6 protein-coding genes and 1 tRNA gene are annotated in these 12397 nt (G+C 62.8%); all 7 read right to left on the reverse strand.

Annotation, left to right across the window (positions count from 1 at the left end; genetic code table 11):
- Positions 1-50: 50 nt before the first annotated feature.
- Positions 51-785: a hypothetical protein gene (locus RDM88_RS08540; RefSeq protein WP_308754439.1), complete on the reverse strand. Its 735-nt coding sequence runs from the start codon at positions 783-785 to the stop codon at positions 51-53.
- Positions 786-857: 72 nt separating this feature from the next.
- On the reverse strand, positions 858-5945 hold the full coding sequence (locus tag RDM88_RS08545; RefSeq protein WP_308754440.1) for an Ig-like domain-containing protein: 5088 nt from the start codon (positions 5943-5945) through the stop codon (positions 858-860).
- Positions 5946-6514: 569 nt separating this feature from the next.
- Positions 6515-6588, reverse strand: a tRNA-Gly gene (locus tag RDM88_RS08550).
- Positions 6589-6734: 146 nt separating this feature from the next.
- Positions 6735-7940 carry an LPXTG cell wall anchor domain-containing protein gene (locus RDM88_RS08555; protein WP_308754441.1) on the reverse strand — a complete coding sequence of 402 codons (1206 nt, stop codon included), beginning with the start codon at positions 7938-7940 and terminating at the stop codon, positions 6735-6737.
- Between the two features lie 286 nt (positions 7941-8226).
- Positions 8227-9321 (reverse strand): hypothetical protein, encoded by a 1095-nt coding sequence (locus RDM88_RS08560; protein ID WP_308754442.1) that lies wholly within the window; start codon positions 9319-9321, stop codon positions 8227-8229.
- 262 nt (positions 9322-9583) lie between these two features.
- Positions 9584-10666, reverse strand: a complete 1083-nt coding sequence (locus tag RDM88_RS08565; protein ID WP_308754443.1) for a hypothetical protein — start codon at positions 10664-10666, stop codon at positions 9584-9586.
- 166 nt (positions 10667-10832) lie between these two features.
- Positions 10833-12397 (reverse strand): DnaB-like helicase C-terminal domain-containing protein (locus RDM88_RS08570; protein ID WP_308754444.1); only part of this gene is annotated, 1565 nt, incomplete at its 5' end.

A 12397-nucleotide genomic window follows, 5' to 3' on the forward strand; every position in this document is an offset into this window, starting at 1 on the left:
GGCGGCCGCCCCACGGGCGGCCGCCTTTCTTTCGCGGGGAAGCTCCCCGGCTATTTCTGGTATTTATAGTAGATCGTATAGGAGCTGCCCGACTTCTTGATCGAAACCTGGAGCTCGCGCGGCGGCTCCTCGATTTGCAGCGAGTTGCCCGTGATGGGCTCCACCCCCGGAGGCGGCACAAACTGCATCTGCCGGTAGGTCACCTTGTCGATGATCTCCCGCAGGCCCGCCATCCGGTCGCCCGCCTTGACCTTCACCTTCAGGAAGGTCTTATTAAAATCGTCGTCGCCGTCCACCACCTTATAGCCAACCTTTTTGATCTCCCGCTTGGCGCGGTCGAGCAGCCACGCCGCCTCCTCGTCCTCTTCCTCCTTCTCTTCATCCGCCGCGCTGTCCGACGGCTTGGCGGCTTCGCTCACCGGCGCGGCCTCCGCCGCGCTCGAAACCTCCGCCGCGGGCGCGGCTTCGGGCGCGCTGGGAACCTCGGGGGCGCTCGGGGCCTCGGGGACGCTGGAAGCCTCAGGGGCGCTCGAGACCTCGGGGACGCTCGAGACCTCGGGGACGCTCGAAGCCTCAGGGACGCTCGAAACCTCGGGGACGCTGGAAGCCTCAGGGGCGCTCGAGACCTCGGGGACGCTCGAAGCCTCGGGAACACTCGAAGCTTCGGGGACGCTGGAAGCCTCGGGGACGCTCGAGACCTCGGGCGCGGGTTCCGCCGGCGCGCCGCAGGCGGCGAGCTGCGCCGCCAGCAGGACGGCGCACAGGATACAGCTCCATTTTTTCACAGGTTTTCTCCTCCTTCTCCGGACTCTATGCATCGCGCCGGGGCCGGGAGCTTTCCCGGCCCCGGCGCGGCGTCACCGGATTTCGATCGTTCCGCGCGCCGACCTGGCCGCGAGGCCCTCGGTGTGCGGCGTGACATAGACGCTCTCCGAGACGAAATTCCCGGACAGCGGCATGCTGACATAGTAGGTCAGGGTGCAGACGTCGGGGTCCTCCCCCGCCGCGGCGCCGTCGCTCGAGGGGATGACCTTCCCCCGCGAACCGTCATCCGCCTCCGGCTCCTCGTCGAAATAGCCGGGGTCGGCCTCCCCGGCCGCCAGCTCCCGCTGTTCCCGCTCCCAGCTTTCGCGGTCGCGGTAGATGTAGCCGTTGACCGTCTGGGCCTCGTTCTCCACGCTGCCCCACGTCCAATCGCCCGAATACTGGCGGCCCTGGGCGGGCAGGTAGCGCATGCCCGCCGGGATGAGGTCGGTGACCGTGTAGCAGCCGTCGGGCGCGTCGGGCGCGAAGGTGACGCGGATGTCGACCCGCGCGACGCCCGCGCGCGCAAGGGCGTCCGCGCCGACCGGGGTGTAGGTCTTTTCGACCCTGAGCCTGCCCGTCGCGGCGCCCGCGTCCGCGGTGCGCGCGGTGTAGGCGGCGCAGGCATAGAGGTCCCTGCTTCCCGAGAAGTCCGCCTCCGCGAGCGCCCGCGCGCCCAGCGAGAAGGATTTGCAGCCCCTGCCCGCGAGGGAGATCTCCCGCCGTTCGCCGTCCAGCGTGACGCTGAACTTTGCCGCGCTCTCCCCCGCCGGGAGCTTGAAGTGCTCGATATAGGCGAGCTGTTCGAGGTTCGGGAGCACCTCCGACCGGGCGCGGTCGGTGTCCGCGCCGTTCAAAAAGCGCATGAGCGGGTCCGCGTCGGGGTGGGAGGCCACCGAGGTGAGCAGCAGCGCCGCCGCCGTGTTCCGGATGCGGTCGTCGAGCGAGCCGCCCGCCTCGACATATTTGACCCCGCCCTCGCTGACGAGCTGTTCGCCGAGCGATTCATAGATCGCGTCCGCGCCGGTAAAGTCGCCGAGCTGTGCGAGCGCCGCGCCGAGGTAGAGCCGCTGGGAGGCGGTGAGCGACGCGGCCTCCCGCTCGAGCATCCGGGAGATGTCGAGCAGCACCGGTTCACCCGCCGCCGCGAGGCCGAGGTAGGACATCACGCGGTCGTCGGGGGTGGAGGCCGCGTCCGCGAGCTTCTGGTGCAGGAACGCGACGGCGTCCGCCTTGTTCAGCAGCTCGGGGGCCACGACGAGCATCTTGGCCGTCACGGCCGCGTCCCCCTGCGCGAGCGGCAGCGGCTTGACGCCGCCGCCCTCCTGGAGCGATTCCAGCCGGTAATCCTTGCGGATCGTCTCCCGGTCCTCCGGGTCGAGCAGCTCGTTTGCCGCGGCGCGGGCGCGGTAGGCCGCGACCAGCAGCTCGGTGCGCTCCCCGTCCTGGGCGGTCAGCCGCTGGAGGCCCTCCATATAGGGCTTCATCCGCTCGTCATAGACGGTGAGCCGCACCGGGTAGCGCGCCGGCTCCAGCGAGCCGATCTCCGAGAGCGGGAGGTTCCGCACGACCGGGACGGCGAGCCCCTCCTCCACAACCGAGAATTCCTTCTGGAGCGCGTCGGAATAGGACCCGCATTCCGCCTCAAAGCGGACCGCGTAGCTGCCCGCCTCGTATTTTCCGAAGTTGAAGGGGGTGTAGTCGGACGCGCGGCCGGTTCCGGTCAGCCGGTCGACCTCCGCGCCCGTCCCGTCGAGGATGACCGCCGTGTAGGAGACGGCGTCCCCCGACTGGATGCCGGCGCCGGCGGCGGCCACCGACATCGAGAGGTCGTCCCCCGCAAGGTAGCTGTCGGTCACGACGGCGGTCAGATGGAAGGGCAGCGTCGCCACCGCCCGGGAGGCGACGTTCCCCGCCTTGAGGTCGGGGGTGACCGCCAGCGCGGTGATCCGCCAGGAGGTCACGTTGTCGGGGAGCTTCACCGAGAGGACCGCCTTCCCGTCCGCGCCAAGCTGCGCCGTCTGGAAGGCGGCGGTGTCGAGGAACTCCCTGCGCAGGTAGGCGCCGCCCCCGCCGCCGCCCGTGTCCGCGGCCCCTTCGGCCGCGGCGGTGTTGGGGACCGCCTTCCCGCTCTCGTCGTAGGCGCGGTAGGAGACCGCCTGGCGCACATAGGGGTGGTAGATGCTCCCGTAGAGCTGGCCCGCCAGGTCGACCGTCTGGCCGGCGAGCGCGAAGACCGCCTCGTCCACGACCCCCACGACGGCCGAGCCGGAGACGGGGTTCCCGGCGGCGTCCGCGGCCGCGAGGGTGATCTCCGCCGTGTCGCCCGGCCGGTAGGCCTCCCTGTCGGACGTGACGGTCAGGGAGAGCTCCTTGCCGCTGTAGTCGTAGGAGACGTTGTGCGGGTCGATCGGGTAGACGTGCCGCCCGTCGAAATACGCGCCCGCGAAGTAGACGTTGGGGAGGTACTCCTCCTTCATCGTCAGGCTGATCTCATCCCCGTCGGTGACCCCCGCCTCAAGCGTTTTGCGCTGCATGGCGGTGTAGAGGATGCGGCCCCGGTTTTCCGCTTTCACGCCGTTGGCGTAGAGCCCGAGCGTGATCGGGTCGTCCGCCGGGTCGTTGGCATGCGGGTCGCCGCCGTCCACGAAGGTGTAGCTGACGCCGCCGTCCGCGCGCGGATAGGCGATCCTGCCGCGGAGGCTGTCCGCCACCGTGCCGGCGACGCCGCCGTCGAACTGCGCCTCGAACCAGTAGAAGGTCTCGCCGCCGCCGGCGTAGGCGGAAAGCCCGGTGAAGACCGCGCTGCCGCCCGACGTGCCGCCGCGCAGCGTGTCCACCACCCGTTCGCCGCGCTCGTAGCGGTAGCTGGTGACGGTGCGCTTGTTGACGTAGTCGTAATAGCTGCCCGTGGGGACCTTGGCGTAGGTGATCTCATGCACCGTCAGGGTGACGGGCAGGTCGGCGGGAACCCCCGCCAGCCGGTCGAACTCGTCCTCATAGACGGCGCGGGCGAGCGGGCGGGCGGTGCCCCCCTGGGAGAGCCGGGAGGGATCGAGCGACGCGGTCCGCACCGTGACGTCGCCGGTGGCCCCGTCGCGTTCGGTCTTGGCCGCGATCCGCGAGGGCAGCACGGTGATCGCGCCCGACTCGTAGAAGTAGCCGCCGTCCTCCCTGCCCGAGTTGTCCACCGTGTACCAGAGGGACAGGGGCGCCCAGTCGAGCGCGGACTGCCGGTCCTGGCGCATCTGGGCGAGGTTGAGCTTGGTCGTGTGGGCCGCGCGGCCCTGCTCGTCGAGCCGGATGACCGTCCGGCCGAGCCCGTCGGGGCCGGAGCTGCCCATATAGTCGCCGCTGAAGGTGAGCTCCCCGCCCGAAAGCGGGGTCCCGTCGTAGTAGCTCGCCTCGATCGTGAAGGTGACCGGGTCGGTCGCATAGTAATAGTCCCTGTCGGGCGTTACGGTGATTTTGTAGGCGGGCTTCTGGTACCGCTCGATCGAAAAGCCCTTGGAGGTGTAGACCCCCTCGTCCCCGTCGGTGACCGAGAAGGCGTACCAGTCCTGCCGGATCCCCTGCAGCGGCATGCTCCCCTCAAAGGTGCCGTCCGCCGCCACCGGGACCCGTACGCGGAGGATCTCCGACTCGGGGCCGTACTGCCCGAGCGTCGCCCACAAAACCTGCGGCAATCCCTGCGTGCCCGTGCGCGGCCTGACCACGCCCCAGAACCGGACGGCGTCGTCCGGCTGGTAGATCTCGCGGTCGGTGTAGAGCGCGGTGTAGAATTTTTCGTTGAGCGGCGCGTCCTCCCGCGCCGACAGGCCCGTCTTTTCAAAGTAGACCGTCCGCGCGTCCCGGATGACCGACAGGTAGGCGTCCTCCGTCCCGCCGGTCATGACGCGGGCGGTGCCGTCCGCCATCGTCGTGGCGGTGCGGGTCTGGCCGCTCTCCGCGTCCTCCCACTCGAGCACCGCGCCCGAAAGCGGCCCGCCCGTGACCGGATCGTTCACCCACACGAGGGTGTCCCCGTCGACCGACTGGACATAGACGCTCAAATTGCAGATTTGCAGGAGCTTCTGGACGAACTGCTCGTTGCCCTCCCGGTCCTTGCCCGAGATCGTCGCGATGTAGCAGCCCTCCTCAAGGCCGTCCGGAAGCGGCGCGTAGAGCTCGCCGCCGTATTCGTCCGCCGGCAGAAGCTCCCCCGTGAAGGAGGCGATCTCCTCCAGGCCGGTCGTGTTGGCCACATAGTCGGTCTTTTCGCCGTACCGTTCGGCATAGAACGCGTCGCGGTCCCGCTGCTCCCTGATGAAGCCGCTGATGTCCGCGTAGCGGTGCAGCGAGACGTCGAAGGGCAGCCCGGTCATGTCGTCGCCCGCGTAGAGCGCCACCGTCAGCGGGTCGCCGGGCAGGAAGGTCTCGGCGTAGTCCCCCGCCAGCCGCAGGCGCATGTAGTCCCAGCGGTCGGCCTCCTCCCCCGTCGTCTCGAAGGAGAAGTGCAGGTCCTCCTTGAGGCTCATGCCGCCCGGCGCGGTCAGCCCCGCCTTGACGGTCACCCGGTAGATGCTGCCGGGCGAGAGCGGTTCCTCCGGGCGGAAGACGACGGTGTAGTCGTTCGTCTCAAAGCTGCCCGCCGTCTCCGGCTTGATCTCGAAGTGGTCCTTCAGGTTCACGCCCGGCGCGTTGAAGGTGAATTCGATCCCCGCCTCGAGCGGCACATAGCTCGCGCCGTCGCGCGGGTAGACCCCGCTGACCGCGAGGTCGCTCTTCGTCTGGAAGGCGAACGACTGCACCACCGCCTTTGTCTCCGGATTGATCACGCGGATCGTATAGACGGTGTTGTCGGTGAGCGGCACGCCGGGCACCAGCGTCCAGTTTTTGCCGCTTCCGCCGATCGTATAGTCGCCGATGTCCGGCTCGATGTCCAGCATCGCGCGCAGCTCCTCCCGCGACACCCGCCAGCCCGTTGTGATCGTAAAGGAGCTGTCCGCCGCGAGCCCCATATCGGTCTTCTGGGTCGCGCCGATCTCCACCGACGCCATCACCATATCCCCCGTCGGCCGCGAGAGCAGAAACGCCGCGCCCGCCGCCGCCAGGATGATGACGCCGACGATCGCCGGGATCAGCCATTTCTTCTGTTTCATGGGAGTACCTCCTTCCCGGGGGAACGTTCAGGAACGTTTCCCCGGACCCTTATAACAGCCGCGCAGCATGCGGCAGGGCTTATTGGGCCGCGCGGCGGCGTTTCCCTCGGGCGACCGCCCGCGGCCTTCCGCCCAATCAGTGGCAAATTCAGGGCGGATTCGTGCACCTCCAGTATACCATATTTTTCGACAGGGAAAAACAGGAGGAACACGGAAACGTAAAAAAGCCCCGCCCCGGGAAATCCCGGGGCGGGGCTTTCGGGGCGCGGGGGACGTATCCAGCGGCAGGCTGGAAGGCATCTGCCGCTTTCCCCTAAGGGGGTGACAGGAGGTTTTCAGAGCTGACAGCGGAGAAAACCGACGTCAAGAGGGGGATCATCCCCCTATGAAAAAATCCCGTTTAAGCAAAGTTGCTTAAACGGGATTTTTGGAGCAGGTAACGGGGATCTACCCGCGGCCTGAAAAACAGCCCACCGGGCTGTTTTTCGCGCGCTGCGGCGCGCCGGCCTGTTCGATCCCTCGTTATGCTTGCCAAAGAAAAAAGGCCGCCACACGGCGGCCCTTTTCTTTGGAGCAGGTAACGGGGATCGAACCCGCGTTGTCTGCTTGGGAAGCAGAAGTGTTGCCATTACACCATACCTGCGCAGTGAGATTATGATAGCATTTTTGGACGGGTTTGTCAACCGCTCCGCGCGGCGGAAAAGGCGGGGCAAAAATTATCCCGCCGGCTGTGGAGGCAGCCGGCGGGGATCATTTTATCTCTCTGTCTGAAATATCTGAAAAATCAGATTATTTCACTTTGCGGAACGCAACAGCGCCAGCAGCAGCCAGGGAAACAACGGCGGCGACGATCGCCACGTTGACCATGTCGCTGGAACCGGTGTTCGGGATGTCTTTGCCGGTGCTCGGGGTCTCAACGTCGTCGGCAGGCTCGGAGGTCTCCGGCTCGTCAACGGCCACATCGAGCTCGGTGTCCGAGACGATGTAGGTGCCCAGCTGACGGGTACGGATGGACCAGCCCGGGATCTCCTCGTCATCCTCGGAGTAGGTGAACTTCGAGGTCACGTCGACCAGGTAGCCGTCGGCATCCAGCTCATAGATGAAGCAGTTCTCCGGATCGGGGGTGTAGTCGTCGTCGTCATCCCACGGAATACCAAGGGTCAGAGTGGCCTTGGAGGTCGCGGGAACGGTCGGATGACCAACAAAGTCATAGAACCACAGGTCGGCGTCGACGGGATCGCCGTACTCGGCATAGATGTCGCTCATGTTGGAGGTGGACAGACGCGCGTAGAACTTCTTCGCATCGTCATCGGCCTCGAACTTGAGGGCCGCACGGTCGTCGCCCCAGATCAGGGTGTTGGTGTCGTTCTTGTCGGGATCCATGTAGACACGGTCGCCGACGTCCGGGTTATCGTCGTTGCCCTGCTTCACGTTGCTGATCCAGAGGTTGTACTTGATGGAAATCTCAACATCATCTTCCCACTTGGAAGCACCCGCGCCGCTGGTTTCCGTTTTGGAACCCGGCTTGCAATTCTCCAGCTTGTAGTTCTTCGCCTTAAAGGTGATCGTACCGGTCGATTTGTGCTCGTCGGTATCGGTGACATCCTTCAGCTCAAACTTCAGGTAAGCGGTTCTGGTCATATCGCCCAGCTTCTTATCCTCAACAACAGAAATCTTGGAAATCAGCTTGGAACCAGCATCCTTATCGACATCGAACTTAAAGTTCTTGGTGTCAACCATGTCTTCAAGGGTGAAGTCATTCTGGTCTCCATCATTAAGCATCTTCGAATCCATGTCAGCGGCCAGCTTAACATAGAAAGTAGAAGCGGGCTCAACGGGATCGCCTTTGATAACATGATCTCCCATGTCATAGCTCAGATCGTCAACCAACTCGCCGTCGCCGTCATAAACATTGACGCCCGCAGCCGCGAACGAAACCACGGAGAGGCTCAGCACGCAAGCCAGCGCCAGCACCAAAGAAAGTACCTTTTTCATTGGTAAGTTTCCTCCTTAAAAATCAGTTTTAAAATGCCATGTTGAGGAAGGGTCCTCCAACCGCTCCCTTAACTGTTTCCAATTATAGCGTGTGCCGCTGGCAATGTCAAGCGTTTTTGTAACCAATTTGTAACTTTTCAAAAATATTTGTTACCTGTTTGTAATTATTTTACCATTTACTGTAAAATCTCTGTTTGCGGCCATTTTTGCATAAAAAAGCCCCGCGAACGTGGAGAGTCGTTCGCGGGGCTGCGGATCAATATGATTTAAAAATCAGATTGATGGATTAGGCCCAGATGCCAGTGTCCGGGATCGCCTTGCCATCGTCGGGAGTCTCAACGTCTTCCACAGCGGTGGTGTAGGGCTTCTCAGCGATGATGTAAACGCCGAGCTCACGGGTCTTGGTCTGGAACACGGTGTCGCCGTCCTCGTTCTCAACGATCTTGAAGGAAGCGGTAACGTCGTTGATGGAGCCGTCGTCGCCAACCTGGTAGACAACGCAGTTCTCAGGATCAACGGTGTACTCGTCCTCGTCCGCATCGTAGTACGGGTTGTAGAGCTCGAGGGTCGCGCGGCTGGTGGAAGAGATCTTGGTCTTGCCAGCAGCAGAGCCGACAAAGTTGAAGATGAACGCGTCCTGATCAGCGAAGTACTCCGCATAGTCCGCATCTTCCCACTTGGTGGACAGCTTCGGGAAGAACTTGGTCTGGTTGTCGTCGCCGGCAAACTTCAGAACCGCAATGGTGTTGTTCTCATCTTCCCAAGTGATTTCGTTGTCGTCGTTCTTCGCGGGCTTCAGGACAACGCCGCCGGTACCGGCGGAATAATCCCTATCAGCGTCCTCAACCACGTTGTTGATATAGACCTTCTCGCAGTTGAACTGGAGCTTGAAGCCAGCAGGCAGAGTCTTGCCTGCCTCAGTCGTGATGTCCTCTTTGGTGGTCAGGGTGACGGACGGGGCAATCTTATACTCGGTGTCATCGTAGACCGGCTTGACGGAAACCTTGAGCCACGGGCCGCGGGAATTGTCCTCGCCCTTTTTGTCCTCGGACAGCACGATCTTCGAGATCATCTTGGTGTTGTCGTCGCCTTTGTCATATTTGACTTTATAGAGGTTCTTGTCGGTAAAGTCCTCTTTGTCAAAGGTGAATTCAACCTCTTCAGCGGTGTCGCCGCTGCCAATGGTGACGGTAGCTTTGATGTCTTCCGGGAACGCGAAGAAAACGTCATCATCAGGATCCATCTCATTCTCTCCACGGATGCCCGCAACAGCGCCATCAGTCGTAAGAGTAAACACCGCGTCTGCATCAGCCGCGAACGAGACAACGCCGAGGGACAGAGCCAGCACCGCAGCCAGAACGACCGCCAGTAACTTTTTCATCGGTAAATCTCCTCCTAAATTTTGAATTTCAGTTTTAACACAGGAAACACTCTCCAGCCATTTCCCTGTTGAATCCTAGTATAGAGCAGTCAGGAGGAAAAGTCAAGCAATTTTGTAACCATTTTGTAACTTCTTTCTCTAAAATGTTACCATTTTGTAATTTCTTTGTGGGCTCTATACACTTGGTATTGAAAAGGGCGCAAAAATACCCCGCGAGCGTGGAGAGCCGCTCGCGGGGCTGGAATACCAGAAATCCGTTAGATTAGAACAGGCCGGTGTTCGGAACGTCCTTCACAGTGTCATCATCAGCGGGAGCCTCGACAGCAGTCGTGTAGGGCTTCTCAGCGATGATGTAGACGCCGAGCTCACGGGTCTTGGTCTGGAAAACATAGTCGCCGTCGTCGTTCTCAACCGGCTTGAAGGAAGCGGTAACGTCATTCAGTGCACCGTCCTCACCGACCATGTAGATCACAACATCCTCAGGCTCAACCGTCAGCTCATCCTCGTCCGCATCGTAGTACGGGTTGTAGAGCTCGAGGGTCGCGCGGCTGGTGGAAGCGATCTTGGTCTTGCCAGCAGAAGAAGCAACGAAGTTGAAGATGAACGCGTCCTGATCAGCGAAGTACTCCGCATAGTCCGCGTCTTCCCACTTGGTGGACAGCTTCGGGAAGAAGTACTTGCCGTCGTCGTCGCCGACGAACTTCAGGGTCGCGATGGTGTTGTTCTCATCTTCCCAGGTGATTTCGTTGTCCTCGTTCTTGGTGGGCTTCAGGATGACGCCGCCGTCGCCAGCGGAGTAGTCCTGATCCGCAGAGTTCTCAGTGTTGGAAATGTAATATTTGCCAACCTGATAGGTGATTTTGAAGCCACTCTTGACATCAACGCCATCAACAGTCATGTCTTCTTTGAGGGTGATGGTGACGGACGGAGCAATCTTATACTCGCTGTCGGTATAGTCAGCTTTGATCTCGACCTTCAGCCAAGGGCCACGCTCGCCATCGATCTTCTTCTCAGACAGGCTCATCTTGGAGATCATCTTGGTGTTGTCGTCGCCTTTGTCAAATTTCACCTTGTAAAGGTCCTTGTTGGTGAAATCCGGGTCGATTCCGAGATCAACCTCAACCGGGTCTTCGCCGCCATCAGGATCCGGGACATCAAATACGGTCGGCAGAGCGAAATAAAGAGTATTGTCGGGCTCAACTTCATTGGAGCCAGCAACTTTAGCGCCATCGACCAGGAACGCCTCGTTCAGATAGATGACGACTTCATCGTCAGCCGCGAACGCGACAACGCCGAGAGAAAGAGCCATGACCGCAGCCAGAACGACCGCCAGTAACTTTTTCATCGGTAAATCTCCTCCTAAATTTTGAATTTCAGTTTTAACACAGGAAACTACTCTCCAGCCATTTCCTCGTTATTTTCCAGTATAGACCGTTGCTGTTTGAAAGTCAATCCATTTTGTAACCATTTTGTAACCATTTCTCCATTATTCTTTCACATTTTGTCAAACACTACCGCGCCGTCCGCCTGCCCTCGCCGAAGTAGCTGAACTTCGCGTTGTAGGCGTACTCGATTTTCGCGTAGGGCACGCCGTTGCGGTTCTTGAGCATGACGAGCTCGACGGCGCGCGGGCTGCGCGCCTTGGCGGCGTTCACGTCGAACCCCTGCTCCCCCGCCCCGGCCAGCTGGAGCCCGAAGAGCACGTCGGACGAATACTCCACCGCGCCCGACTCCTTGAACGCCTCCATCGACACGGCGTTGCGGTAGTTTTCGCGGTTGAAGCTGCTGACCGCGAAGACGGGAATGTCGAAGTCGCGGCTGATCCGTTTGAGCTCGACGACCGCGCGGTCGGTGTTTTGCTTGTCGGTGGCGCGCGGGTCGGAGGGCTTGAGGATTTGCAGGTAGTCCACAAAGACGACCGGCCGCCGCCCCCGCAGGCGGATGTGTTCAAGCACCGCCGCGCGGATCTCCTGCACGCCGATGTCCATGAGCCCCTCCCTATAATAGAGGCGCTCCCCCGTCCTTTTGTATTCCTCCACCGCGGCGGACAGCAGCGCGGCGCGCCGCTCGTCCATGCCGAGGTCGAGCCGCAGCACCTGCCGCGCCGTGAACGCGTCGGCCCGCTCGGCGGACGGGTCGAGCCGGTAGCTGATGCGGGAGATGCTCTTGGCCATCAGCTCGAGCTTGGACATCTCGAGGGAAAAATAGAGCACGTCGGTGCCCGCCGCCGCGATGCTGTCCGCGATCTGGAGCAGGTAGGAGGTCTTCCCGAGGGAGGAGATCGCCCCGATGATGTAGAGCCCCGCATAAAGTCCCCCGTCAAGCAGGTCGTCGAGCGCCGGGAATCCTGTCGGCACCGCGCTGCGGCTCGCCCGTTTGACCGACAGGTCGAGCAGCTCCCCGACCGCGGAGGCGGCGTTCTGCCGCTCGTATTCGTACCGGTCGGCGTTGGCCGCCGCGTCGAGCAGGCCGCGCAGCGCGTCGGGGTCGCGCAGGAGCAGTTCGTTCGCGTCCTTGACCCCCTCCGGCCACTCCACCTCGCCGCAGGAGATCCCCAGCTCCGCAAGCCCCTCCCTGACCGCCGCGTTCATCCGCCTGCCCGCCTCGTCGCTGTCCCCCGCCGCGAAAAAGGTGTAGGAGCTGGCGGCGGAGGGATTCGCCGCGCAGAGCGACAGGAATTTGCGCGTGTTGCCCGCGCCGCAGAGCGCGAGCGCCCCGTAGCCGCACGCCTCCACCGACAGCGCGTCGAAGATCGCCTCGGTGATGAAGAGGGCCCTTCCCTCCCCCTCCCCGGCGAGATAGTCCCCGCCGAAAAGCTCCATCGCGCCCGGGCTGTTCTTATAGCGCGGGACCGTCTCCTCCCGCAGGGCGCGCGCGCAGTAGCAGGCCCAGCGCCCGCCTGCCTTCACCGGCATCCAGGCGCGCTCCCCGTCCTGCCAGAGGCTGTACTTCTCGCAGAGCCGCTGCGGGACGCCCCGCGCCGCGAAATAGCTCCCGCCCGCGCCGTGCACGCGAAGGCCCTCCTCCACCAGCGCGCCGTAATCGGCGGGAGGCCCGGCGGGAGGCTCCGGGGCGG

The organism is uncultured Anaerotruncus sp. (assembly GCF_902490045.1).
Classification (GTDB): domain Bacteria; phylum Bacillota; class Clostridia; order Oscillospirales; family Ruminococcaceae; genus Anaerotruncus.